Source organism: Phyllobacterium zundukense (assembly GCF_002764115.1).
Classification (GTDB): Bacteria; Pseudomonadota; Alphaproteobacteria; order Rhizobiales; family Rhizobiaceae; genus Phyllobacterium; species Phyllobacterium zundukense.
Genome location: NZ_CP017940.1, coordinates 1,755,610 through 1,780,320, shown reverse-complemented (window position 1 = coordinate 1,780,320; position 24,711 = coordinate 1,755,610). Strand labels below are relative to the sequence as shown.

General features: G+C 57.2%; 22 protein-coding genes. 11 read left to right on the top strand and 11 right to left on the bottom strand.

Translation table 11 applies throughout. The annotated features are described in order from the left end of the window. Positions 1-48 precede the first annotated feature (48 nt). The 4 genes from BLM14_RS08785 to BLM14_RS08770 form a co-directional block, all read right to left on the bottom strand. Positions 49-846, bottom strand: coding sequence for an inositol monophosphatase family protein (locus BLM14_RS08785; RefSeq protein WP_099999020.1), 798 nt, complete (start codon positions 844-846; stop codon positions 49-51). A 28-nt stretch (positions 847-874) separates the two neighbouring features. Then, complete coding sequence (locus tag BLM14_RS08780) at positions 875-1,936, bottom strand: ABC transporter ATP-binding protein (protein ID WP_099999019.1); 1,062 nt, start codon at positions 1,934-1,936, stop codon at positions 875-877. Next, the gene (locus BLM14_RS08775; protein ID WP_099999018.1) at positions 1,933-4,161 is read right to left on the bottom strand and encodes an ABC transporter permease; all 2,229 of its coding nucleotides are present in this window, start codon (positions 4,159-4,161) and stop codon (positions 1,933-1,935) included. The genes BLM14_RS08780 and BLM14_RS08775 overlap by 4 nt, the downstream gene beginning before the upstream one ends. Before the next feature lie 99 nt (positions 4,162-4,260). Further along, positions 4,261-5,289 (bottom strand): ABC transporter substrate-binding protein, encoded by a 1,029-nt coding sequence (locus tag BLM14_RS08770; protein ID WP_099999017.1) that lies wholly within the window; start codon positions 5,287-5,289, stop codon positions 4,261-4,263. A gap of 200 nt (positions 5,290-5,489) precedes the next feature. Here BLM14_RS08770 and BLM14_RS08765 point away from each other — a divergent pair, with 200 nt between their 5' ends. Beyond that, complete coding sequence (locus tag BLM14_RS08765; RefSeq protein ID WP_099999016.1) at positions 5,490-6,497, top strand: LacI family DNA-binding transcriptional regulator; 1,008 nt, start codon at positions 5,490-5,492, stop codon at positions 6,495-6,497. 188 nt (positions 6,498-6,685) lie between these two features. Here BLM14_RS08765 and BLM14_RS08760 read toward each other — a convergent pair whose 3' ends face one another. Then, complete coding sequence (locus tag BLM14_RS08760) at positions 6,686-7,726, bottom strand: glutamine synthetase beta-grasp domain-containing protein (protein ID WP_099999015.1); 1,041 nt, start codon at positions 7,724-7,726, stop codon at positions 6,686-6,688. A gap of 334 nt (positions 7,727-8,060) precedes the next feature. After that, a complete protein-coding gene (locus tag BLM14_RS08755; RefSeq protein ID WP_099999014.1) occupies positions 8,061-8,978 on the bottom strand; it encodes a LysR substrate-binding domain-containing protein in 918 nt (305 codons plus the stop codon). A gap of 175 nt (positions 8,979-9,153) precedes the next feature. Here BLM14_RS08755 and argH point away from each other — a divergent pair, with 175 nt between their 5' ends. The 10 genes from argH to mazG all read left to right on the top strand — a co-directional run bounded on the left by argH (position 9,154) and on the right by mazG (position 20,070). Further along, positions 9,154-10,614 carry an argininosuccinate lyase gene (gene argH, locus BLM14_RS08750; RefSeq protein WP_099999013.1) on the top strand — a complete coding sequence of 487 codons (1,461 nt, stop codon included), beginning with the start codon at positions 9,154-9,156 and terminating at the stop codon, positions 10,612-10,614. Then, a complete protein-coding gene (locus BLM14_RS08745) occupies positions 10,614-11,489 on the top strand; it encodes an amino acid ABC transporter permease (protein WP_100001143.1) in 876 nt (291 codons plus the stop codon). Before argH ends, BLM14_RS08745 begins: the two co-directional genes overlap by 1 nt. 10 nt (positions 11,490-11,499) lie before the next feature. Further along, entirely contained in the window at positions 11,500-12,270 is a 771-nt protein-coding gene (locus BLM14_RS08740; protein ID WP_099999012.1) for an amino acid ABC transporter ATP-binding protein, read from the top strand. Positions 12,271-12,339: 69 nt separating this feature from the next. Then, the gene (locus BLM14_RS08735) at positions 12,340-13,170 is read left to right on the top strand and encodes an ABC transporter substrate-binding protein (protein ID WP_099999011.1); all 831 of its coding nucleotides are present in this window, start codon (positions 12,340-12,342) and stop codon (positions 13,168-13,170) included. A 104-nt stretch (positions 13,171-13,274) separates the two neighbouring features. Continuing rightward, the gene (locus BLM14_RS08730; RefSeq protein ID WP_100001141.1) at positions 13,275-14,669 is read left to right on the top strand and encodes an MmgE/PrpD family protein; all 1,395 of its coding nucleotides are present in this window, start codon (positions 13,275-13,277) and stop codon (positions 14,667-14,669) included. 12 nt (positions 14,670-14,681) lie between these two features. Then, the gene (locus tag BLM14_RS08725; protein WP_099999010.1) at positions 14,682-15,557 is read left to right on the top strand and encodes a polysaccharide deacetylase family protein; all 876 of its coding nucleotides are present in this window, start codon (positions 14,682-14,684) and stop codon (positions 15,555-15,557) included. Between the two features lie 153 nt (positions 15,558-15,710). After that, complete coding sequence (locus BLM14_RS08720) at positions 15,711-17,195, top strand: carboxypeptidase M32 (RefSeq protein WP_099999009.1); 1,485 nt, start codon at positions 15,711-15,713, stop codon at positions 17,193-17,195. 40 nt (positions 17,196-17,235) lie between these two features. Next, positions 17,236-17,745, top strand: a complete 510-nt coding sequence (locus BLM14_RS08715) for a hypothetical protein (RefSeq protein WP_237143498.1) — start codon at positions 17,236-17,238, stop codon at positions 17,743-17,745. Between the two features lie 143 nt (positions 17,746-17,888). Then, complete coding sequence (locus BLM14_RS08710) at positions 17,889-19,139, top strand: adenylate/guanylate cyclase domain-containing protein (RefSeq protein ID WP_099999008.1); 1,251 nt, start codon at positions 17,889-17,891, stop codon at positions 19,137-19,139. A 109-nt stretch (positions 19,140-19,248) separates the two neighbouring features. After that, the gene (gene mazG / locus BLM14_RS08705; RefSeq protein WP_100001138.1) at positions 19,249-20,070 is read left to right on the top strand and encodes a nucleoside triphosphate pyrophosphohydrolase; all 822 of its coding nucleotides are present in this window, start codon (positions 19,249-19,251) and stop codon (positions 20,068-20,070) included. Between the two features lie 6 nt (positions 20,071-20,076). On the opposite strand, the gene hflX is transcribed toward mazG, so the two are convergent. The 5 genes from hflX to BLM14_RS08680 form a co-directional block, all read right to left on the bottom strand. Next, entirely contained in the window at positions 20,077-21,489 is a 1,413-nt protein-coding gene (gene hflX, locus BLM14_RS08700) for a GTPase HflX (RefSeq protein ID WP_099999007.1), read from the bottom strand. Between the two features lie 8 nt (positions 21,490-21,497). Further along, on the bottom strand, positions 21,498-21,737 hold the full coding sequence (gene hfq / locus BLM14_RS08695; protein ID WP_008129219.1) for an RNA chaperone Hfq: 240 nt from the start codon (positions 21,735-21,737) through the stop codon (positions 21,498-21,500). Positions 21,738-21,858: 121 nt separating this feature from the next. Next, on the bottom strand, positions 21,859-22,725 hold the full coding sequence (locus BLM14_RS08690; protein ID WP_099999006.1) for a D-amino-acid transaminase: 867 nt from the start codon (positions 22,723-22,725) through the stop codon (positions 21,859-21,861). 12 nt (positions 22,726-22,737) lie between these two features. Then, positions 22,738-23,841, bottom strand: a complete 1,104-nt coding sequence (locus BLM14_RS08685; RefSeq protein ID WP_157929503.1) for a lactonase family protein — start codon at positions 23,839-23,841, stop codon at positions 22,738-22,740. Between the two features lie 8 nt (positions 23,842-23,849). Then, positions 23,850-24,614 (bottom strand): MBL fold metallo-hydrolase, encoded by a 765-nt coding sequence (locus tag BLM14_RS08680; protein ID WP_099999004.1) that lies wholly within the window; start codon positions 24,612-24,614, stop codon positions 23,850-23,852. Positions 24,615-24,711 lie beyond the last annotated feature (97 nt).

Genomic DNA, 24,711 nt, shown 5'->3' with positions numbered 1-24,711 from the left:
TTGCAATGCACCTGCCCCCCCGAGCGGTTCGGTATCGCTCCTTTGCGTTTAAAGCCCGGCGATCGCCCGCAGATCGTTTACGGCGCCAGTAGCGGCGGCAAGCACCGGTGATCCTTTGGTCAGGCCATCGCCCTTGACCGGAAAAGGATGATGCCAGCCGCCGGCTTCCTTGACCAGGCAATAACCCGCCATGCAATCCCAGGCATGCATGTATGGTTCGTAATAGCCGACGAGCCGGCCGGCCGCGACATAGGCCAGCATCAAAGCGCCAGAACCATTGCGGATGAAATTGCCGCCGGCATCGAGCAGTTTTTCGACAATCGATGCCACCGTGGCCGGCGTCACGTGGTTGTTGGCGCCAATGCCGGTCACAGCGTTGCGAATGGTTCGGCTTCCATCAAGCTTCAGGGTCTTGCCGTTCAACGCGGCACCCATGCCATCGGCTGCGGCGTAGAGTTCATCGTTGCACGGCACATAGATGACGCCGATGGCTATTTCCTCGCCGCGCAAGGCAGCGATGGAAATGCACCACGTCGGCATGCCGTTGACAAAGGGGCTGGTGCCGTCGATCGGATCGATGACCCAGGTGTATTCCGACGTACCTGAGCTTACGCCATACTCTTCGCCGAGAATGGCATCGCCCGGAAATGCAGCGGCGATGCGCGTCCGGATGAGATCCTCCACTTCGCGATCGGCGATTGAGACGACATCATGCGGGTCGGCCTTGGTCTCGATGACCAAGCGTTCGCGCGCATTAAAATGCGCAAGAGCCACGGCCCCAGCCTCGGTTGCCATTTTCTGAGCCAGGGCGAAGCGATCCTGAAGATCAGCGGCATGCGGTGTCATGTTCGTTCCTTCGGTATGGATGCAGGCGTCAATTGTTGATGATGGCGATGCCGCGATGATGAAAGCCGATGCTGACATTCGTGGCAGGCGCAAGATTCCTGTCGACAGCGGGATCAACGACAAAGAGTGTGCCCGCCTCCGTTTCGACTTCATATTCCACGTGATCGCCGAGATAAGCGGCATGCCTGATGCTTCCGGGAAAAGCGCCGGCTTCAGCCGCCTCGAGTGTAATCGCATTGGGCCTGACGGCGAGCTTGGCCGGTCCCGGCCGCGCGCTTCGCCCGGGAACCGAATGTTCGAGCCTGCCAACGCGGATGATTGCCTGCCCGCCATCACTGCGCAGCACTTCACAGGGCACCACATTGGCCTCCCCGATAAAGTCGGCGATGAAGGATGACGCGGGAGCTTCGTAAAGCTCGCGCGGTGAACCCTGCTGGGCAACAACCCCATCCTGCATGACGATGATCCTGTCCGAAACCGCAAGCGCCTCTTCCTGGTCATGGGTGACATAAACGGCCGTGAAACCGAGACGCTGCTGCAGCTCACGGATTTCCGTGCGCACGCGGCGGCGCAGGCGGGCGTCAAGATTGGAGAGAGGTTCATCCAGCAAGAGCACCTGCGGCTCAAGCACCAGCGCGCGAGCAACGGCAACACGCTGCTGCTGGCCACCGGAAAGCTCCGCGGGCAGCCTTTGGCCATAACCGGCAAGACCAACCTGCTTCAGCCCCTCCTCTGCCCGCTCACGCGCCTCGTTCTTTCTCATCTTCGACGATTCAAGTCCGTAGGCAACGTTCTCAAGCACCGACATATGCGGAAACAAAGCGTAGGACTGAAACACCATCGAGACGTCGCGTTCGTTGGCGGGAAGCATGGTAACGTCCTTGCCGCCGATGAGAATGCGTCCCGAACTCGGATGCTCGAGACCGGCCAGCATGCGCAGTGTCGTCGTCTTGCCGCAACCTGATGGACCGAGCAAGGTCACAAGCGTCCCAGGTTCGATATCCAGGGTCAGGTCGTGAATGGCCGTGAAGGTTCCGAACTGCTTTTTGACATTGGCGAAAACAACAGAACCTGCGCGATGGGTTGTCATGATACGGCCTTCTCTTGAGGTGCGGCAGACGGAACGAAGGCGGTCGCAACGCGGTTCTCGCGGCGCAACTTCCTCTCGCCCACCAGTAGCTGGAAACAGGTGATGATGACGATCATGACGACAATCAGCATTGACGAGTACGCCACGGCAACGCCGTATTCGCCGTTCTCGACAAGGCCGACAATGTAGGAAGTCGCCATATTATACTCGGCGCTGACCAGGAATATGACAGCGCTGATCGAAGTAATGGCCCGAACGAAGGAATAGACGAGCGCAGCCACGATCGCCGGGCGAAGCAAGGGCAGGATGACCTTGCGAATCGTGCGGAAACTGGTCGCCCGCAAGGTCAATGACGCCTCGTCCAGACTCTTGTCGAGCTGGCTCATCGCCGCCACGCCGCCGCGCACGCCAACCGGCATGTTGCGGAAGACGAAACAGGCGATGAGGATCAATGCCGTGCCGGTCATTTCCAACGGCGGCAGGTTGAACGCCATGATGTAGCTGATGCCAATGACCGTACCTGGTATGGCAAAGCTCATCATCAGCGCGAATTCGAAAACATTGCGACCGACGAAGCGCTGACGAACGATCAGATAGGCTGTGAGTAGTCCGACTGCTGCTGTGAGCGGTGCCGCAATCAGCGCGATCTGGATGGTTGTCCAGAAGGAATTCCACGCAACGCCTGTCCAGGCAACCACGCCATCCTCGAAGCTGAACGAGAATGCGCGCTGATAATGTTCGAAGGTGAGCGTGTTATCGAGGCCCCATGTCCGGACAAAGCCGCCGACGAAGATCATGCCGTATATGACCAGCGTGAACAGGATCCATGGAATGACGATGGCGTGCACCGCTATCGAAAGCGATCGGGGCAAGGCGATATGCGCACCGGAATCGCCCTTGCCGGTAACGGTCGCAAAGCTCTTTCCGGCGAGCCATACACGCTGCGCCAGGAATGCGGAAAGCGTGAAGAACAGCAGGATTATCGCCAATACGGCGGCCCGCGACGGATCATTTTGCGAGCCGACAACCGCGAAGAAGATTTCCGTCGAAAGCACGCCGTGACTGCCACCGAGCACCAGCGGGTTACCGAAATCCGCCATGCTTTCTATGAACCCGATCAAAAAGGCATTGGCCAGGCCGGGTTTCATCAAAGGCAGCGAAATCTTCCAGAACGTGCGCCAGCGATCGGCGCGGAGCGTTTGCGACGCTTCTTCCATCGATGGACTGACGCCCTCGACGACACCGATCAGCACCAGGAATGAGATGGGCGTGAACGAGAGAACCTGTGCAATCCAGATGCCTGTGAGACCATAGAGCCAGCGGCCGGGCTCAATGCCAAAGAGATTGGAAAGCTGTTGTGTAACAACGCCGGCACGGCCAAAGAGAAGGATGAGCGCGAGGCCGATGACGAAAGGCGGCGTGATGATCGGCAGGATCGTCAGAAGCCGTAGCCCCTTCTTGAAGGGAAAGCGTGTACGGGTGGCGACCAGTGCAAAACAGAGACCAAGTAAGGTCGAGCTGAAGGCGGCAAGAATCGCCAGAAGCAGGGTCCGCCAGGCAATGCCGCATCGATTGCCACCGATAGCGCAATCGAGGCTCCATATCGATGGATCCTGAATATTGCGGATGAATCCGGAGGGATCGAACGAGCCGTCGAAGCTCTGGAAGGCCCCGACGAACATACTGCCGACCGGGTAGAACACAAAAATGCTGACGAGGAAGACAAGCAGCGCGATCGAGGCAACCACGAAGGCATCGCCCCTGAGTACACCGCGCTCGGCAAGGCCGAAGGAAAACATCAGGACAAAGGACAACGCAACCAGCCCTGCCCCCGCCCCCATCGATGGTTGCCCATCGGCAAGTGGGCCGAACAGCGTCTCACTGATCGCCCACGTCCAGCTGCTAAAGCCGACAGCGAGACCTTGCAGAACGAGGAAGACGACACCGGCCGCACCCGCGGCGATCAGCATGTTTGAGCGCAACGGCGAGACCTTGAAGGCTCGCGCGCAGAGGCCAGCACCGAAGAGCAGCGCTATGACTGCCAGGGTCCAGCGGCCATATTCGAAGATTTGCAACAGGCCAGGTGCTTCTGCTGACCCTGTTGGAAAATTGCCAAGCCAACGGAGGCTGAAGAAACCACTTTCGATCCTGTACCAGGGCACAAGGGTGAACCCGGCAAGCCCGATGGCAAGGGCAATATTCAGTCTCCGTTCGCTACGTTCCATCACGTCACCCGCCGCCTTGATTCATGAAAGATAGTTGTCTGCACTGACCATATGTCCGGACGGTCGGTCCGGACATATGAGCGCCAGAAGCGGGAGGGATCAGTTGGCGCTTGCGCCAATTTCCTTGTCCCAGCGGTCAAGCAACTCCTTGCGCTTGGCCGGGTCGCCATAGGTCTTGAAGTCGTAGTCGATGAGCTTGATATCCTCGAACTTCGGTGCTTCAGGCGGAACCGTCGCAGACTTGTTGGATGGCAGCTGAAAGGATTTAGCTTCCTTCATGTGCGACTGCACTTCGGCGGTCAGCGCCCAGTCATACCATTTCTTGGCGGCATCGAGATTGCGAGCGCCCTTGATGATCGACATGGAACCGATTTCATATCCCGTGCCTTCGCAAGGCGCGACGGCCTTCACAGGGAAGCCTTCGGCAATCTGCGCGACAGCGTCATGCATGAAGACGATACCCAGCGCCGTTTCACCGCGTGCGGCAGCCTTCACCGGTGCCGACCCGGACTTGGTATATTGCGAGACATTGGCATTGAGCTGTTTCAGGTAGTCAAAAGCCTTGTCTTCGCCCATGATCTGCACCAAGGAGGCCAGCGCGGTGTAGGCCGTGCCGGATGAATTCGGGTTAGCGATCTGGATTTCGCCCTTGAAGGAGGGATCGACCAGATCCGCCCAGCATTTTGCTTCCTTCAGACCCTTCGTCTTGACGATCTCTGTATTGTAGCCCCAGCCAAGCGCTCCAGCATAAACGCCAACTGTCTTGTATCCAGCACTCTCGGCCTGCTTCTTCGCCCAATCCTGCAACTGGTCGAGCATGGGCGACTTGTATTCCTGTGTCAGCCCTTCTGATGCAGCCTGCAGATGCGGATCACCCGTACCCGCCCACCAGATATCGGTTTTCGGGTTGCGCGCCTCGGCACGGATCTTGGCATAGGTTTCGCCCGACGACAGGCGGACCATATTGACCTGAATGCCGGTTTCCTTTTCGAACATGCCCTTCATCAACTCGCAGATGACGACGTCGGCCGAGCAGATCAAATTGAGATTTTCCGCAGCGCGCACTTCGGTTGGCATCATCTGAAGACCAACGGCAAAAGCGGCAGCGATTGCGAATACAGAACGCATGATTTTCCTCCCTGAAAAAGCGGCACCTCCATGCCGCACGCCTTTTGCAAGCGTGTGCAAAGATTTCACATGGCGAGACATACTGTCAAGCCGGCTGACTGCTTTAGTCGTGAATATTTAACGTTGAGTGCGGATTGCAAGGCTACGCAATCGCGTGCAAGATAATAGGAGAGAGAGAGCTAATAGGTGGGATCAGGCAATTGAACAAATCATTCGTCAGCGCCGATGATGTGGCAAAGCGGGCGGGCGTTTCCCGGTCGGCAGTTTCGCGCACGTTTACGCCCGGTGCCAGCGTATCGGACGAAACGCGTCAGCGCGTCATGGCGGCTGCGCAAGCGCTTGGCTATCATGTCAATCAATTGGCGCGCGGCCTGATGCGCAGCGAAAGCGGCATTGTCTGTCTCGTCGTATCGGAGATGGATACGCCCTACCGCGCCCGGTTAGTACGCGCCCTCACCCATGAATTGCAGAGGGCCGGCAAGATTTCGATGCTGATCAACACCGATCGTTCGGATGGCAGCGCGGACGCAGCGCTGCGTCAAACCCTGAACTATCGTGCGGACGCGTCAATTCTGCTATCTGGTCTACCGGACAAAGCGATCACCAGGCTTTGTCTTGATAGCGGACAGCGCATTGTGCTGATCAACCGCGATGATGATATCGATGGCCCCTTCCGCATAAACCTTGATGACGGCCATGCCGCGAGAGTGGCGGTGAGTGCATTCTTGCGCGCCGGCTGTCGTCGCCTCGCCTTCGCCAACTCCGAAGTTGGAACACCAAGCCTTATGGCACGTGAGCGCGGCTTCATTGCCGCAGCCGAAGAGTTCGGTCTTGAGGTGACTGTCCAACGTTACGGCAACACTGTCTATGACAGCGGCCGCAAGATTGCCCAGACACTGTTTGCAGGGCTAAACCCGCCCGACGCAGTGTTCTGCGTCAACGATCTGATGGCATTTGGCTTGATGGACGGCGCGCGCCATGATTTCGGGTTGCGCATTCCCGAAGACCTCTGCGTCGTCGGCTTTGACGATATCGAGCAAGCCGCGTGGACGTCCTATGCCCTGACCACATTTGCCCAGCCGGTCAACGAAATTGCCGCGCACAGCGTCGCATTGTTGCAAGGCGATCCGGCCAATGACGGGGTACAATCCGTCAATCTCCATGCGCCACTGATCTGGAGAACGTCCATTCGGCACAAACCGCAGTGAGCTCGGAAGGTATTGCGAGCGCCGCAAGAAGGCCGCTGCGGGCGCTATCAGCGCGTCACTCAACCTTGACCACAGGGGAGCGGTTGTAGGCTCATTTTAGACTTCGCGCTTCACGAAGCAGCCTAGCTTATCAAGACTAAGGCGGTGGTCATGGCGAGGACAACAAGTCTTCGCCATGACCGCCAACATTAAGCGGCGACCGAAACTTCGCTCTCCGTCGGGACGGTTGCGATCGTTTTAAGGATCTGGGAAGCGATCTGGTAGGGGTCGCCCTGCGAATTCGGGCGGCGGTCTTCGAGATAGCCACGATAACCGTTGTTCACGAAGCTGTGCGGGACACGGATCGATGCACCACGGTCAGCAACACCATAGCTGAAGGTGTGAATTGATTGCGTTTCGTGTTTGCCGGTCAAACGCAGGTGATTGTCCGGTCCATAGACTGCGATGTGATCTGCCGTCGCCTCTTCGAAAGCACCCATAAGCGCTTCAAAATATTCCTTGCCGCCGGTTTCACGCATGTAGGTGGTGGAGAAATTGGCGTGCATGCCGGAGCCATTCCAGTCGGTATCTCCGAGTGGCTTGCAGTGATATTCAACATCGATGCCGTATTTTTCCGTCAGGCGCTGCATGAGATAGCGAGCGATCCACATTTCATCGGCAGCCTTCCGGGAGCCCTTGCCGAAAATCTGGAATTCCCATTGGCCCTTCGCCACTTCGGCATTGATGCCCTCGTGATTGATCCCGGCGGCGAGGCAGATGTCGAGATGTTCCTCGACGATCTTGCGAGCAACATCACCCACGTTGCTATAGCCAACGCCCGTATAGTAGGGGCCTTGCGGAGCAGGATAGCCGGTATCGGGAAAGCCCAGCGGGCGACCATTCTTGTAGAAGAAATATTCCTGTTCGAAGCCGAACCAGGCACCCTCGTCGTCGAGGATAGTTGCACGATTGTTCGATGGATGCGGGGTCTTGCCGTCCGGCATCATGACTTCGCACATGACAAGAACGCCATTCTTGCGTTCGCTGTCCGGATAAACCGCGACGGGCTTCAGGACGCAGTCAGAGCTTCTGCCCTCGGCCTGCATCGTTGAGCTTCCATCAAATCCCCACAGCGGAAGTTGCTCAAGCGCCGGAAAACTATCGAATTCCTTGATTTGGGTTTTCCCGCGAAGATTTGGTACCGGTGTGTACCCATCGAGCCAAATGTACTCGAGTTTGTATTTTGTCATTTCAAACCTTCCATCGTTGAATGCGAGGAGTTGGGAAAACCGACCTCCCCGACCGCAAAAACTGTTTTCGCCTGCAACGGCCAATGAAACGATAAGCATTTTTCGTGCCAATTATTGCGATGACGGTGCGAGTGAGCAAACATCGCGCGCCAAACATGCTGCAACGCGGGATACGGCGATTTGATGAGCCACATTTATGCAGCCGGTGATGAAATAGTCGGCAAAATGAATCTTATTTGGGCACTCCATGAAACGGCCTAATGCACGCTTGGAGCGCGGATTAGCACTAGACCGCTGGCCGCGGAAACGCTCTCCCGCGAGATATTGCACAATTTTAGGGCGCCGATGGATCGGATGGTCCTTCTTCGGCCTCGCTCATAAGCCAGCCTTTGAACATCTTCATCGAATAGCTAAGCGGAATATCCTGAGGTGTCGCAAACCAGTATCCCCAATCGCTCCGGTAAGAGTAGCCGTGCGGGTTTAGCAGTCGCTTCGATTGGAGGTCATCGAGTATGAGTCTGCGCGGGATCAGCGCCATCCCCTGCCCGGCAAGAGCCGCGCGAATGACCATTGTATAGTAGCCAAACCGGATCGTGTGCCTCGGCACGAGATCCGGGCAACCGTTTGCGACAGCGAAATCCTGCCAATGCAGCATCGTCTGGGGATGCTCGAGCATTACCCCGCTCGCCAACGCTTCGATATTTTCCGGCATGCCGATCTTGTCCCAGTAGGATGCGGCACTGACGATCACCACGTCGCGTCCAAACAAATACGCCGTTTCCTCACCGGCGAGCGGAGCCCGGACAAACCGGAATATGCCATCCGGCTCTTCCGACTGCGTCGATGAGACGAAAGTCGTGAACTGCACGTCTATTTCGGGGTGCTTTTCAGCGAAGTCGGCAAAACGCGGCAAAAGCCAGCGATCGCCGAAAATGGGAGGAACCTGCAGTCGCAAGATACGCGGGTCTGGTCTCAGCCTTGCAACCTGAAGCGACGCATCTTCCATCGCCTTCAGGGCAGTCCTGGCATGTTCGATATAAATAAGACCAGCTTTCGTCGGCAGCATCCCGCGCGCCGTGCGGGTAAAGGCGGGGCTCCCTATCAGGGCTTCCAAAGCGATCAACTGCTTGCTGACCGCGCTTTGCGAAAGCGACGTACTCTCGGCAGCAGCGCTCGTGGAACCACGCTCCGCGATGGCCAAAAGAACTTGAAGCGCCGTTGTGGAAGGCAGTCTGGGCCGACCTGTTATCATGAGATTGTTTGTTCCCTGGCGCGTTTTGGCAGACGCCTTGACGCGAATGTAGCAAACCTTGGCAGCAAAATCACCTAGTCGTTTTTGTCATAACGCAAGGAAATAACTTCGCTTGCCGGAAAAAATGGCATGTGAAAACCTGCCCAAGAATTGAACACGAATTGCGGAGACAGCGATGAACGAACCAACGAAACTATGGGGCGGGCGCTTCAAGGCTGGACCATCCGAAGCGCTGCTGGCGCTGTCTCGTGCCCCGAAATCGTATTTTCGTCTTTATGCGGAAGACATCGCCGGTTCCCGTGCCCATGCCTCTGAATTGCAGCGCGCCGGCGTTCTCGATGACGCAGAATTCTCCGCTATTCGCCAGGCTCTGGATGCCGTCGAGTGGGATGTTGCCAATGGGCAAGAAGTACCGACCGATGGCGATGAGGATGTGCATACGTTTCTCGAGCGATTGCTGATTTCCCGCCTGGGCACGCTCGGCGGCAAGCTGCGTGCCGGCCGTTCGCGCAATGACCAGACATCAAACAACACGCGTCTTTATCTGCGCCGCATGGTTCGCGAGATTACCGCGGGGGTCATTGCGGTGGAAGAAGCCATCGTCGATCAGGCCTCCCGGCACATTAATACGGTGATGCCGGGCTTTACTCACCTTCAACCTGCGCAGCCAATTATTCTTGGTCACCATCTTATGGCGCATGCCCAGGCATTGCTGCGCGATATCGAGCGCTTCCGCGACTGGGACCGCCGTTTTGACCGGTCTCCGCTGGGCGCCGCCGCACTTGCCGGTTCTGCTATTGCCCGCCGACCTGATCTGTCGGCAACCGAGCTTGGTTATTCCGGCGCTTGCGAAAACTCCATCGATGCGGTCGCGAGCCGCGATCACGTGGCGGAATTCCTCTTTATTTGCGCCCTGGTCTCGGTCAATCTCTCCCGCCTAGCCGAGGAAATCTGCATCTGGAGTTCCAAGCAATTCAGCTGGGTGGCGCTGCACGACTCCTATTCCACAGGGTCGTCGATCATGCCGCAAAAAAAGAACCCGGATATTGCAGAATTGACACGTGGCATGTCTGGCAGTCTGATCGGCAACATCACCGGCTTTCTTGCGACCATGAAAGGATTGCCGCTCGCCTATAACCGCGATTTGGCTGAAGATAAGCGGGCCATGTTTGAAAGCATCGATATTCTCGATGTCGTGCTCCCGGCTTTCGCCGGAATGGTGGCGACGCTTGATTTCGACGTAGCCCGGCTGCGCGAGGAGGCGCCGCGCGGTTTCACCCTTGCGACGGAAGTTGCCGACTGGCTTGTCGGCCAGAATATTCCCTTCGCTGAAGCCCATGAAATCACCGGAGCCGTCGTGCAATATTGCGAAGACCGCGGGCATGATCTGTCAGGTCTCACGGCAAACGACTTGGCTGCGATCGATGCTCGGTTGAAACCCGACATGCTGCAGGCAATCGAGCTCGATCGGGCGGTGGCAAGCCGCACCGGCTACGGTGCTACCGCACCCATCCGGGTTCGCGAGCAGATCGAACGATTCAGCTTGGCGCTCGCCGACAGCCGCGCCTTCGCAACGAAGCCCCTAGCCGGTGACGAGGACGGCGCAGGCCGGCGAGCCAAAGAGGTCAAGGTATGATGACGGCAATCACACAAGTTTCATCCGCCGACGATCAGCAGCAATATGCGATCGCGCATCTGAAGCTCGTCCCCAAGCGGCATATCGGAAGGATGATTGCAGCGGCCATCGTGCTTGCCTTGCTTGCGGCGCTGGTCCGAGCATTCTCCGTGGGGCAGATCGAGTGGAGCTACGTCGCCCAGTTTCTGTTCGCGCCTGCCATATTGGCCGGTCTCTACAATACGCTTGTCATGACGGTCGCCGCCATGGCGGTTGGCATCGTCCTGGGTGTGGTCATCGCGATTATGCGGATTTCCGGCAATCCGGTCCTGTCATCCATCGCCGTCGGGTATGTCTGGGTCTTCCGCGGTGCGCCAGCCCTGCTGCAGCTCATGCTGTGGTTCAACCTGGCCCTCATTTTCCCCACTATGGGCATTCCGGGTCTCTTCGAATTCAGGACCGTCGACATCATGACGCCATTCGTGGCCGCCGTACTCGGTCTCGGCATCTCACAGGGGGCTTATACATCCGAAGTGGTACGAAGCGGCCTGCTGTCTGTCGATAGCGGCCAATACGAGGCGGCCCGTACAATTGGCATGACGCAGATGAAGATGTTGCGCCGCATCGTTCTTCCCCAGGCAATGCGTGTCATGGTCCCTCCCATCGGCAACGAAGTGATCGGCATGGTGAAGCTCACCTCGCTTGCCAGCGTCATTCAGTATTCGGAAATCCTGCATAACGCCCAGATCATCTACTTCGCGAACACGCGTGTGCTCGAACTGCTGCTGGTGGCAAGCTTCTGGTACCTGTTCGTGGTGTCGGTCCTGTCGGTCGGCCAGCACTACATCGAACGCTATTTCGGACGCGGTACCAAATCGCTCCGGTCAGCGATGTGAGGAGCGAAACATGAGCAAGAACATTCTCGTCAAGGCAATCGACGTCACCAAGAATTACGGCCAGTTCTGCGCGCTCGACAAGGTCAGTCTTGAGGTCGCCCGTGGGGAGGTATGCTGCATAATCGGCCCGTCCGGTTCCGGCAAGAGCACTTTCCTGCGTTGCATCAATCTGCTCGAGCGGATGGATGGCGGCGGCATCTGGGTCAACGACGAACTGGTGGGGTATCGCCGTGAGGGCAACAACCTCTACCAGATCAGCGATGCACAAATTTCGTACCAGCGGCGACGCATTGGCATGGTGTTTCAGCGGTTCAACCTTTTCCCGCATATGACCGCGCTTGAAAACGTCATCGAAGGTCCGGTGCATGTTCTCGGCGAGCCGGTCAAGGAAGCCCAGGAGCGGGGCAAGGCCATGCTGGAGCGGGTCGGACTGGCGGACAAGGCCAATCATTACCCTTCCGAGCTCTCCGGTGGTCAGCAGCAGCGCGTCGCGATTGCGCGCGCCATGGGAATGCGCCCGGATCTCATCCTGTTTGACGAACCGACATCGGCACTCGATCCGGAGTTGGTCTCGGAAGTCCTCGACGTGATGAAGGATCTTGCAGCATCGGGCATGACGATGATCGTCGTGACGCATGAGCTGGGGTTTGCACGCAATGTCGCCAATACGGTCGCCTTCATGGAGGCCGGGAAGATCGTCGAAACTGGATTGGCATCGGAAGTTCTCAGCGATCCGAAAAGTGCCAGGACGGCAGAGTTCATCAAGGCCGTTCATAGCTGAAATACGGGAACGGCTCGTCGGCAAGCGTCTGAGCCACTCGCAACCATGTGTCAAACAAGGGGAACTTACATGAAGAAGCATCTCGCACTGCTCACGCTCGCCTGCCTTGCGGCGACCGCCGTCAACGCTGAGGGACTCCCTGAGAAGGTAAAGACGGCCGGCAAGGTGATCGTTGCCAATCAGCCGAACTATCCTCCGATGGAATACAAGGATCCGGCCACCAACACGCTCACCGGCGTCGATATCGATCTCGGCCTTGCACTCGCCAAGCAGCTCGGAACAACAGTCGAATGGGCCGACATCGGCTTCGAACAGATGATCTCATCGCTCACGACAGGCCGCGTCGACCTGATCCATAGCGGCATGAGCGATCTGCCAAAGCGCCGCGATACGCTCGATTTCGTCGACTACATGAAATCAGGTGCCCAGTTTTACACCTCCTTCGCCCGCAAGGACGAATTCAAGACGCTCACCGATTTCTGCGGCAAGACGATCGGCATGAGCCGCCGCACCTCATTCCCCGATGAAACGGCCAAGTGGAGCGCGACGAACTGCGAGGCTGCAGGCAAGCCCGCGATCGTCGTGGTGGGAACAGAAGGTTCGGCGGATGCCCGTGCCCAGCTCAAGCAGGGTCGCCTCGACGCTGCAGTCCAGGGTTCCGAAACGCTTCCCTACCTGCTGACGCTGGAAAAGGACACATACGCCGTCGTCGGCGAACCCTTCACCGCGGTTTATCAGGGTATCGCGTTCGCAAAGAAGGACACGGAGTTGCGCGATGCCTATGCTTCCGCATTGCAAGCGCTGATGGCATCCGGCGAATACAAGACGATCTTCGCCAAGTATGGCCTCGAGGGTACGTTGTTGGATGGCATCTATATCAACGGTGAAGCTGTAAAGTAACTTTCAGCATTGGTATCCCGGCGGCAATGCCGCCGGGGTTCACCGCCTCGCCCAAGTTTGTGGCGTCAGTGCAAAGTCTGCGCAAGATCGAGAAGATTCCATCCATGAACATCGCCACGTCCCGCGCAAAGCCAGTCGAAAGGCTAGCAGCCTTTGTTGCAGATCTTCGTTTTGAAGACATTCCAACGGATGTTGTCGCCAAGGCGAAAATCCATATCGCCGATACACTTGGTGCCGCGCTTGCCGGTGCGCGCTCAGCGGAGTTCGGCCTGGCACGCAAGATTGCCGGCCAGGATGGCAAGACGCGTCTCTGGGGCACGCAAGCCTTCGCATCTGCCCGAGACGCGGCACTTATAAACGGAGTTGCCGCCCATGCGTTCGAGCTCGACGATGCCGGTGGGTGCGACCATTCCGGAGCCGTGGTCATGCCCGCGGTTCTGGCCGCCGTGTCCGCGTCGGAACATGCGGTCAGTGGAAAACACCTGATCGCGAGCGTCGTCGCGGGATACGATGTCGGGCGGCGTGTACTTGAAGCTGCGGGCGGCTATGACAGCCACAACAGCCTCGGTTGGCATTCGACAGGTACCTGCGGAACAATGGCAGCAGCAGCGGCCGTGGCGAATCTGCAAGGTTTGTCGCGGCAAGGCTGCGTCGATGCGATCACGTTGGCAACGAGTTTTTCATCCGGATTGTGGGGATTTATCCACGACGGCTCGCAAGCCAAAAAAATTCACGCCGGGCGTGCCGCCGAGGGGGGATTGTTGGCAGCCACGCTTGCTGCTGAAGGATTTGCCGGCCCCTCGAAGGTGTTCGACGATGTATGGGGCGGTTTCTTCCGTTCTTTCAACAAATCATCAGGTGAACCGGAAAAACTCTCGGAGGCGCTCGGGGAGAGCTGGAAAGTCAATCGCGCCGTTCTGAAGCCCTACGCTTCCTGTCGCGGTGCCCATTCGGCAGTCGATGCGCTCGAAGATATTCTTCAAGAAACTCAACAAGAGCCCGAGAACATTATATCCATGCATTTGCATCTCAGCGAAATGCTGATGGGCATGTGTGGACACAAAGGCAGTAACTCCATGGCGGGCACGCAGATGAGCCTGCCCTATGCCCTCGCTGCACGCTGCGTTTTCGGCACGGCTGGTCTCGATGCCTACACCTCGCAGTGCAGATCGGATCCGCGCGTCGGTGCATTCATGCAACGGATGCAGCTCGAAATCGACAGGGCCATGCAACCGCTCGACGAGCCGGTTCTGACACTGATATTTTCCGACGGAACGCGCACCTCACGCATGGTACCGCGAGCGACCGGATCTGCCGAACGACCGATGCAGCGCGAAGCGATCGATGCCAAATTCCGGCAACTTGGCGGTATGGCCCTTGAGGATGATCGGGTGTCAAATCTCTTGAATGTGCTCGACACGCTCGAACAGTTCGATGATTGCCGCCGGTTCGAGACACTGCTTGCAGGTGACGCAGACAATCGGCCAACCTTCCGCTGAAGGAGTTCCAGCATGACCTACGATCTTTCTCCACGGCCGCTCAATCCAGCGTTCAAGACACCGCCGATAATATGGCCGAACGGTGCGAAAAGTGCCCTCTTCATCGGCTTCGATGTCGATGCAGAAACGGCATGGATCGGCAACAATCCGTCGAATGTGGATCGTATGGTCACCACATCGCATGGCGGCTACGACGCCCGTGTCGGGATTACTAAAATACTGCAACTCATGGAGGAACTGGCCCTTAAGGCCACATTCTTCGTTCCGGGCTGGACGGCCCTTGCGCATCCGGCCGTGTGCGAGCCGATTCTGAAGGCAGGTCACGAGATCGGCCATCACGGCTATCTGCACAAGATGCCCGACCGCGAGAAAATGGACGAATCCTTCGAGGAGATAGATCGTGGATTCGAGGCGCTGGAGAAAGCGCTGGGCGTGAGGCCAATTGGCTATCGGGCACCATCAGGGGAAAATTTCCCCGAGCTTCTCGCTTATCTGGCGAAGGCCGGCATTCGCTATTCGAGCTCGTTCCGTGACGACATACTGCCCTATCGCCACCAGCTCGCGGACGGCAAGCCAGGCGTCGTTGAAATCCCAGTCAATTTTGCCTTCGACGACTGGAACTTCGGAATGTCGAGCCGAACCAGCCCACGCGCGCTTTTCGGGCGCGAGGCGGTTCTTCCGCTATGGGTCGACGAATTTGAGGCAACGCATGCATGGGGCGGCGTAACCACGCTGGTGCTACATCCCCAAGTCTCAGGACGGCCAATGCGCTGGCATATCCTCCGGGATTTTCTGCGGCACGTTCAGGCGAAGGGCGACGTCTGGATCGCGACTGGCGCTGAAATCACCGAGCATTTCGAGCAACTGGAACGTGACATGGGCGCCTGAGCGTCGCGAGCTCCGCACAGCGAATACAAGGAATGGTGTTAGAGTTGATGAAGGGAATCACAGCGCCCCCTGCCCGGCAAATGACGCGGTCGATTCTTGCATCACAGCCAGCATTGGTGTCTTGTGGCAGCTGCAAGAACCATCGGAGCAACCATGTCCTTCCAGCAACTCGACGATCTTGGCCGCAAGCTCGAAACGCTGGAGCATGCCCTGGCGATCCTCGGTGCCGACGAGGCGACACATATGGCGGTGGGCGGCGGCACCAAACGCGCCGAGGCAATGTCTGGCTTGGCGGGCATGCTGCACCGCCAATCCACTGCGCCGATAATCGCCGACTGGATCGCTGCGGCCGAATCTGAGGATTTGAACGACGACCAGCGCATTGCCGTCGCGGAGTTCCGTCGCCACTACACCAATCTCACCTGTCTGCCCGCTGAGTTCGTTGAGCGCCTGACGCGCGAGCGGCTGCGTTGCGAGCAACTTTGGCGCGACCTGCGACCCAAGAACGACTGGGTGGGTTTCAAGCCCGCGCTGGAAGGCATCGTAACGCTGGCGCGCGAAGAGTCTGCGTTGCGCGCTGAAGTACTCGGCCTCGACCCTTATGACGCGATGATAGAACAACATGATCCCGGCAGCCGTGCTGCAGACATTGCCCCTGTCTTCGACGAACTCAAGACGTTTCTGAGAGATTTCGTGCCGCACGTTCTGGCTGTGCAGGAGGAGCGGCTCGCCAAACGCCCGCTGAAACAATTGTCCGGGACGTATCCGATCGAAAAACAGCGCGACCTCGGACTCGCGGTGATGGGCGCGATCGGTTTCGACTTCACCCACGGCAGCCTGTCGATATCACATCATCCGTTCTGCGGCGGCGTGCCAAGCGATGTGCGCATTACGACACGCTACAAAACCTCTGATTTCCTCTCGGCGTTGATGGGCGTCCTGCACGAGACGGGGCACGCTCTTTACGAGCAGAACCTGCCACATGACTGGGGCCACTGGCCGCTCGGCAAACCGCGAGGCATTGCCGTACACGAAAGCCAAAGCCTGTTCGTTGAAAAACAGCTTGGCCGCAATCCGGCCTTCTGGTGCTGGGCGCTGCCGATGGTGGAAAAACACCTCGGCGAGAGCTGGTCGATCGACGATATCCTGCCACACGTGCACCGTGTAGAGCGCGGCCTGATCCGAGTCGACGCTGATGAGGTAACCTATCCGCTGCACGTCATCCTTCGTTTTGAACTGGAGCAGGATTTCATCGCCGGCCGGCTTGAAGTGACCGATCTACCGGAAGCGTGGGACGCCAAGATGCGCGACTATCTCGGACTGTCCACACTCGACAATCCCGCCGACGGTCCCATGCAAGACCCGCACTGGGCAAGTGCGGCATTCGGATATTTCCCATCCTATACGCTCGGCGCAATGATGGCGGCGCAGCAATGGGCGGCATTTGAAAAAATGCATCCGGCTGCAAATGATGAGATTGCCAAGGGCAAGTTCGACGCTGTCAACGCTTGGCGATGCGAGAATATCTGGTCGCAAGCTTCTCGATATACGACACCGGACTTGCTTGAGCGTGCAACCGGTGAAAAACTCAAGGCCTCATACTTCATCAATCACCTCAAAGTCCGGTATGGGGTCTGACTACGGCATCCGTTTCTCTCGAAGAGCAGGAAGTGTCGATATGAAGAAATTTCTTTCAATGTTTTTGTTCGTAGGCGCTTTAGCATTTGTCGTGGGCGCCGCGCCAGCCGAGGAGTCGGCCTTCCTTAAATCACTCGAGGGAAAATGGGCTGGCACAGGCACAGTCAAAGTGCGCACCAATTCCGCGCCTCTTGCCGTTTCCTGCCGCTTCGATTCAAGCGCCACTGATTCATCACTTGCACTCGATGGCAATTGCCGCGGCCTGATTGTGATCTCACGCACGATTGGTGCCGACCTGAAATTTAACGGGGCCACCTATACGGGGTCCTACACCGGAGCAGGCACCGGCAAAGCCGGTCTAATTGGAAGCCGACGCGACGACTCCATCAATCTGGACATCCGTTGGGCCAAGAATGTGAATGGCGACCGCAATGCGCAGCTGGTTGTACAAAAGGTCGGAAACAATGGCATGAAGCTAACCACGGTCGATGTTGACCCTCTTTCGGGCAAGACTGTTGTAACCAGCGAGATCAACCTGCAGAGACAGTGATATTGCACAAATTTCAACGGCGCGAACTGCCGACACCTGAGTAGCGATGGGCCTCACATGCCATGCGCCTCAGCGCCACTTGAATGTCGAACAGGGGCGACCCTATTTTAAGGACATGATGGGCAAACCAATGGAGTGTTGCAATGCTACCGGTATCGAACGCAACCTCTGCTTCGCCACGTGAAGGCGTCTGGCCAGCCCAGAGACGAGAAATTCTTGACTGGCTGGTGATCGAGACGCGGAATGAACGATTCATCGACAACATCCTGGTCGAGATGTCCAAGAGGTTGTTGGATGCCGGTGTACCAGTTGCCCGGGCGACACTCCATTTCAGAACCAATCATCCTCAATGGCTCGGGGCCCGGATTCTATGGCGGAAGGGATTGTCGGAGGCGGAAATCCGCACCTTCGACTACGGTATCGAAGAATCCATACAATATTTGAACAGTCCGATAAGCGAGATCAACAATGGAGCACAGGTCGTTCGGCAACGTCTCGAAGCACCTAATGAAGGTGGCCCCCTGTATCCGATGTATGATGAGTTGCGCGGTGAGGGTTATACCGACTACATCGCTTGGCCGCTCAATCATACGCTCGACAAACGGCATGTCGTGACCTTCTCGAGTGACAGTCCCGGCGGCTTCAGCGACGACCACATCGCATTTCTTGCAGACCTCCTCCCGGCCCTCGCCCTTGTCAGCGAGATCAGATTGAAGAACCGCCTCGCCCGCACGCTTTTGGAAACCTATGTCGGTCCGCATGCGAGCGAGCAGATCCTCGCCGGCGCGACAACCCGCGGGAGCGGAGTGACGGTCGGCGCTGCGATCCTGATCTGTGACCTTCGCAACTTCACGGCAATATCGGACCTCTGGCCCCGGGATGATGTCATTGAACTGTTGAACGGCTATTTTGACGCGATGTCAGAGCCAATCGAGAAGCATGGCGGGGAAATTCTCAAATTCATGGGGGATGGACTTCTGGCGATCTTCCCGCTGAGTAACCCAGATGCATGCACCAATCTTCTCCAGGCGATCAGCGAAGCACAAACCGCAATGGCCGCACTGAACGATGAAAACATCCGAGGAGGACACGACTCGCTTGGCTATGGCATTGGGGTCCACGTTGGCGACGTGATGTACGGCAATATCGGTTCCCGCAAGCGTCTCGACTTCACGGTGATTGGACCGGCGGTCAATGTTGCGTCGCGACTTGAAAGCTTGACCAAGGAGACCAAGCGTCCCGTCCTCCTGTCCAAAGTGTTCGCAGAGATGGCAGGTTGCGAATCCAGGCTGGAGAATCTCGGTTCGTTCCCGCTGAGAGGTGTCGGTGAACCAATCGACGTGTACGCGTTTTCTGGCGACTGTGCTCCTGCACACCAAAGCGAAAGCGCTTGAACCAACTCAGTCACTCTAATTGTTTCCAGTACGCGGATGTTGTGGACAATCTTGCTCTGCGCGGCACGAAACAATGTTCGCAGTCTGCGTACTGGCCTATTGTCTTCCCATGAAACCATCACGCGACATCGCCCGCCTTCTCGAGATCATGACAGCGCTGCGGACGCCCGTAACCGGCTGTCCGTGGGATCTGGAACAGGATTTCAAATCCATAGCGCCATACACGCTTGAGGAAGCGTTCGAAGTCATCGATGCCATTGAGCGTAACGACATCGACGACTTGCGCGAGGAACTCGGCGACCTGCTGCTGCAGGTCGTATTTCACGCTCGCATGGCCGAGGAACTGAAGGCATTCGATTTCGGCGATGTGGTGCAGGCCATCACCCACAAGATGATCCGTCGTCATCCCCACGTCTTTGGCGAAGAGGCTGCGCGTGGTGCCGGTATGGCCAAAGGCATGTGGGACAAGATCAAAGCCGAGGAGAAAGCTGAACGCCGTGAGCGCCGCGCCGCGCTCAATCTCGGCCTGGCGGAAGCGGATGGCTTTCTCGATGATATCCCGCACGGTTTTCCTGCCCTGATGCGCGCCTTGAAGCTGCAGCAGAAGGCCGCGAAAGTCGGATTTGACTGGTCGGAAGCAGGCCCGATCCTCGACAAGATCGAGGAAGAAATCGGCGAGCTGAAAGAAGCGATCGCCAGCGGTAATCAGAAAGATACTGAAGAAGAGTATGGTGACCTGCTGTTTGCCCTGGTCAATCTCGGCCGGCACCTTAAGCTCGAACCGGAAAGCGCCCTGCGCGGCACAAATGAGAAGTTCCGCAAACGCTTCCACTATATCGAGCGCAAATTGGCCGAACAGGAGCAGTCGCTGGATGCGGCAACGCTCGATGAAATGGAAGCACTCTGGCAAGAAGCCAAAAAAGCGAAGTAGCTCGGCTTATCTATTGCTTTTGCTCAATATTTTCTCATCGAGCATAGCGTGCGAGTTGACAGTCATATCCATGCTCAAGGTGATCGAACCGTCATCGAGGTCCTTGCGCCTTACATTGCTCGAATGCTGATAGATCCAGTCCATCAGGCGCATCTGGTTATGCTGCAGTGTGATCCTGACGTGCTTCAGTTTGCCGGCGATCCGGTCCTCGATTTCCTTGAGCAGCGCATCGATACCCTCGCCTGTTATCGCTGAAACCGGAATGGGATGTTCATTGCCAGTTGCCGCCGCGCTGAGACGTAGAGCCGCTTCACGGCCTGCATCATCAAGCAGGTCGATCTTGTTCCAGACTTCGATGATGCGCTTGGTATCGCCTCGCTCGATGCCAAGGCTGGTCATAATCGCGTGAACATCTTCCGCCTGGGCGGCGGTGTCTGGATCGGAAATATCGCGTATATGAAGGATGAGGTCGGCCTCGACCACCTCTTCCAGAGTTGCCCGGAAAGCGGCGACGAGATGGGTCGGCAGGTTGGAGATGAAACCAACCGTATCGGACAGAATGATGGTTTCGCCGTGTTCAAGCTGGATGCGGCGCAATGTTGGATCCAGCGTAGCAAAGAGCATATCTTCGGCAATGACCCCTGCTCCGGTCAACCGGTTGAACAGTGTGGATTTCCCGGCATTGGTGTAGCCGACGAGCGCGACAACCGGATGCGGCACTTTCTTGCGCTTGGCCCTATGCAGCGTGCGCGTACGCACGACTGTTTCCAGCTCGCGCTTGATGCGCAGGATCTTTTCCTGCAGTGCGCGCCTGTCAGCCTCGATCTGGGTTTCACCAGGACCGCCAAGGAAGCCGCCACCGCCACGCTGACGCTCCAAGTGGGTCCAGCTGCGGACCAGGCGGCCTTTCTGGTAGGTCAGATGCGCCAGCTCGACTTGGAGGGCACCCTCCTTCGTCTGGGCTCGCCGGCCGAAAATTTCAAGGATGAGCCCGGTCCGGTCCAGAACCTTGGCATTCCATTCCTTTTCAAGATTACGCTGCTGTACCGGTGTCAGTGAATGATCGACGATCACCAGTTCAGCGTGCGATGCCTCAATAATTTCGGCAATGGTTTCGACCTTGCCTGTTCCAAGCAATGTGGCCGGGCGCGGCGCGGAAACCTGCACGATGTCCGAATGGACAATGTCGAGGTCGATAGCCCGCGCAAGCCCCTCGGCTTCTTCAAGCCGGGCTTCGTCACTACGCTGGAACTCACGCTGGTATTTAGGACGACCGTTGTCGTCGGTCTTGCCGCCGTCATTAAAGCGTTGCGGCAAGACCGGCACGATGACGAGCGCGCGCGTAGCTTCTCTGGCAGTGTCGCCGTTATCGGCAATTCCGCCAGTCTTTTGCGCGTTGCGCCTCGTTTCCTTGGTCAAATGTGGTCTCAGTCGCTCTCTTCTACTTCAAACATCTGCACGGGCTGGCTCGGCATGATGGTCGATATAGCATGTTTATAGACGAGCTGCGAATGGCCGTCACGGCGCAAAAGCACACAAAAATTGTCGAACGACGTGACAATTCCAGTCAGTTTCACACCATTAATGAGAAAAATTGTCAGAGAAATCTTCTGTTTTCTGACTGAATTCAGAAAAAGATCCTGAAGATTCTGCGATCGTTCAGCCATTGTTTTTGTCCTTTTATGCGATCAGCAAACGTGTCTCATACAAAATTCTGCGGCGGAAGCAAATTTTCTTTGCTCCAGCAGGAGGTGAAAAATAGCGTCTGTTAGTCCCCTCACTCTCCGGTTAACAGGATGGCGTTTTTTCCGCAACGTCAAAAAACGCTTCCCGCAAGGAAAGTGTAGTCGTTCCAGGGTGACCATTTGCAACCGATTCGCCGTCAATCGCAACGATTGGCATCACGACAGTCGATGCTGCTGTCATGAAAACCTCCTTTGCCTGTCTGGCTTCAGCCACTGAAAAGCCCCTTTCCTCGATCTTCAAGCCCAATTTTTTCGCCACATCAAAAATGGTGGTTCGCGTGATGCCGCGCAAGATGCCGCTCTCGGCCGGTCTTGTCACAAGAACTCCATCTTTGGTGACAATCCACGCATTTGTAGCTGCGCCTTCCTTAACGGTACCGTCCGGATCGATGAACCAAGCTTCGTGAGCGCCCTGCTCCTTCGCCTGCTGCCGGGCCAGAACGTTGGGCAACAGACCAACCGACTTGATATCGACGCGTTCCCAACGATTTTCCGGTACTGTGATGACCTTGATGCCCTTCGCCGCCCTGGCGGCAGAAGCTTGCGGGTCGGTGCGCTTGGCGGTGATGACGATGGCTGGTGGCGTGTCTGCCGATGGAAAGACATGATCGCGCCGGGCAACGCCGCGCGTGACCTGCAGATAGACCAGGCCATTGTGCACCCGGTTTCTACGCACGACTTCCTTGATCACCGTTTGCAGGGCTTTGCGGCCCATCGGCCAACCGATCTTTAATTCGGAAAGCGAGCGGCCGAGCCTGTCGAGATGGCGAGTCATGTCCATGATATTGCCGCGTGCGATCTCGCAGACTTCATAGACGCCATCGGCGAACTGATAGCCCCGGTCTTCGATGTGGATTCCGGCTTCGGAATGCGGAACGTATTGACCGTTGACATAGGCGATGCGCGACATTGCCTGTTCTCCTTAACCGAATGTGCCGAAAACAATGCGCATGGGCGACTGGAGAGCAATGCGTTTGCCGGTATCTTCAAGCGTGCCGGTCTCGATATCGCGCTTGAAGATGGCGATGCCACCGCCTTTCTGATTGGCGACCAGCATAAACCTGCCTGATGGGTCGATAACAAAGTTGCGCGGTCCAACCCCTTGCGATGGCGTCCAGCCGATCAATGAAATCGCGCCGGTCTCGGCGATTGCATAGCTAACGATGCTGTTATGGCCGCGATTGGAACCGTAGAGAAAGCGGCCATCGGGGCTGACTGCAATTTCGGCGCAGGTATTGGTATCGGAGAAATCATCCGGCAGGGTTGGCAGTGTCTGGGAAATCGTGAACTCGGCGCTTTCAGAATTATAATGCAATACTGAAACAGTGCAGTTCAACTCATTGATGACGTAAGCAATTTTTCCATTGGGGTGAAAGGTCATATGCCGCGGGCCTGCACCATCGGGCAGTTGGGTGAACGGTGTCGCTGCAAGCGCGAGACCTTCACCCTTCGCCGGCAGATTGTAGGCCATGATCCGGTCAAGGCCGAGATCGCAGACGAAAACATAGCGATTGTCCGGACTAACAACAGCACAATGACCATGCTGGCGCTTATCCGTTGGCAGGATGGCGTTCTTGCCTTCGTGGATCGCGGCGGCGAATGCCGGATCGAGCCCACCGTCAGTGCGTATTGAGAAGGCCGCGACCGCATTGCCTGGCCGCGCACCCAGTTCCGCTACCGTATAGTTCGATGCGAAAATCAACTCGCCGCTCTGGTCAAAGCCGATGTGGCATGTGGTGTTGCCCAGTGTCGGCTGCATGTTGATGTAGGACAGTGCGCCGGTCGCAGGATCGATATCAAAGGCCACCGCCATGTTTTCATTCCAGGCGGGTATCTCGACAGCGGCATACAGGCGCTTGCGTTTCTCATCGATTGCCAGATAGCCGGGATTGTCGATCGGGAGATATTCGCTCGCGAGTGTCAGATCACCGGTCCTGTCATTAAAATGAAAGACGCTGATGCCCTTTCCCTCGCCGGGCAAGGCGTTGCGATTCAGATTGCCGACGAATGCGAATGTTTTTGACATTGGTGATCTCATGCGTTGGGGGCTGTGAGATGGAGGGGTTCTCCATCATCGGGAATGATGAGTCTATGCTTACCGATATCGGACGGTTCCGCAAAGGCTTGAAGGTCGTCGCGCGTGACCGTCGCGTGGTCCAACGCCTCCATATGCGTCGCGATGATTTTGGTTTTCTCCGGCGCGATGCGGCAAACCTCAACAGTCTGTTCGGCGTCCATGACGATCAGGATGTCATCCCATTTGGCGCCGCAGGAATGCGTAATGACGATGTCGGGCTGCGTCGTTTCGATGGTTTCCCGCACTGGGGGATAAAGGATCGTATCGCCGGCCCAGTAGATTGAGGGTTCGCCATCGGCTTCGATCGTGAAACCCATGACCTGCCCCATCTTGTCGAGAACGGGCCCCGAGCCATGATTACCCTCACGGCGCGTCAAGAGGATACCATTGACAACCAGTTCGTCGGTGAGCGGTGTGACATTGCTGAATCCGAATGACCTGATCTTTTCCTCATCGCCCGGCTGGCAAATGAGCGGCAGATGCTTGGGGACGAGGTCCTGAGCGACTTTGTCAAAGTGATCTGCATGCAGATGCGACACAAGAACCAGCTCGACACCGTCAAGGATTTCATTCGTGGTAATGGGAAGCTCGGTCATCGGATTGGGCGAGCGGCCGGTAAAGGACGGGCGGCTGTGCTTTGGTCCAAAATCCGGATCGATGAGGATGGTCAGGCCCGCATAATCAAGTTTCAGCGTTGCATTTCGGAGGAATTGCAGTTTCATGGTCACATCTCGCTACTGGCTGGATTCCACTTGTTTGATGGCTTTGTGGTGACGAAAATCGCCCATGCAGCTAGCGCCAGGGACAAAGCACACCGAC

Excerpts from the sequence above, each read along its gene's own strand:
- BLM14_RS08745 (WP_100001143.1), top strand. The coding sequence starts at position 10,614 with ATGACGGCAATCACACAAGTTTCATCCGCCGACGATCAGCAGCAATAT.
- BLM14_RS08735 (WP_099999011.1), top strand. The coding sequence starts at position 12,340 with ATGAAGAAGCATCTCGCACTGCTCACGCTCGCCTGCCTTGCGGCGACC.
- argH (WP_099999013.1), top strand. The coding sequence starts at position 9,154 with ATGAACGAACCAACGAAACTATGGGGCGGGCGCTTCAAGGCTGGACCA.
- BLM14_RS08690 (WP_099999006.1), bottom strand. The coding sequence starts at position 22,725 with ATGTCGCGCATCGCCTATGTCAACGGTCAATACGTTCCGCATTCCGAA.
- BLM14_RS08685 (WP_157929503.1), bottom strand. The coding sequence starts at position 23,841 with ATGTCAAAAACATTCGCATTCGTCGGCAATCTGAATCGCAACGCCTTG.
- BLM14_RS08775 (WP_099999018.1), bottom strand. The coding sequence starts at position 4,161 with ATGGAACGTAGCGAACGGAGACTGAATATTGCCCTTGCCATCGGGCTT.
- hfq (WP_008129219.1), bottom strand. The coding sequence starts at position 21,737 with ATGGCTGAACGATCGCAGAATCTTCAGGATCTTTTTCTGAATTCAGTC.
- BLM14_RS08760 (WP_099999015.1), bottom strand. The coding sequence starts at position 7,726 with ATGACAAAATACAAACTCGAGTACATTTGGCTCGATGGGTACACACCG.
- BLM14_RS08780 (WP_099999019.1), bottom strand. The coding sequence starts at position 1,936 with ATGACAACCCATCGCGCAGGTTCTGTTGTTTTCGCCAATGTCAAAAAG.
- BLM14_RS08710 (WP_099999008.1), top strand. The coding sequence starts at position 17,889 with ATGCTACCGGTATCGAACGCAACCTCTGCTTCGCCACGTGAAGGCGTC.
- BLM14_RS08785 (WP_099999020.1), bottom strand. The coding sequence starts at position 846 with ATGACACCGCATGCCGCTGATCTTCAGGATCGCTTCGCCCTGGCTCAG.
- BLM14_RS08740 (WP_099999012.1), top strand. The coding sequence starts at position 11,500 with ATGAGCAAGAACATTCTCGTCAAGGCAATCGACGTCACCAAGAATTAC.
- BLM14_RS08715 (WP_237143498.1), top strand. The coding sequence starts at position 17,236 with ATGAAGAAATTTCTTTCAATGTTTTTGTTCGTAGGCGCTTTAGCATTT.
- BLM14_RS08680 (WP_099999004.1), bottom strand. The coding sequence starts at position 24,614 with ATGAAACTGCAATTCCTCCGAAATGCAACGCTGAAACTTGATTATGCG.
- BLM14_RS08730 (WP_100001141.1), top strand. The coding sequence starts at position 13,275 with ATGAACATCGCCACGTCCCGCGCAAAGCCAGTCGAAAGGCTAGCAGCC.
- BLM14_RS08725 (WP_099999010.1), top strand. The coding sequence starts at position 14,682 with ATGACCTACGATCTTTCTCCACGGCCGCTCAATCCAGCGTTCAAGACA.
- BLM14_RS08755 (WP_099999014.1), bottom strand. The coding sequence starts at position 8,978 with ATGATAACAGGTCGGCCCAGACTGCCTTCCACAACGGCGCTTCAAGTT.
- BLM14_RS08720 (WP_099999009.1), top strand. The coding sequence starts at position 15,711 with ATGTCCTTCCAGCAACTCGACGATCTTGGCCGCAAGCTCGAAACGCTG.
- BLM14_RS08770 (WP_099999017.1), bottom strand. The coding sequence starts at position 5,289 with ATGCGTTCTGTATTCGCAATCGCTGCCGCTTTTGCCGTTGGTCTTCAG.
- mazG (WP_100001138.1), top strand. The coding sequence starts at position 19,249 with ATGAAACCATCACGCGACATCGCCCGCCTTCTCGAGATCATGACAGCG.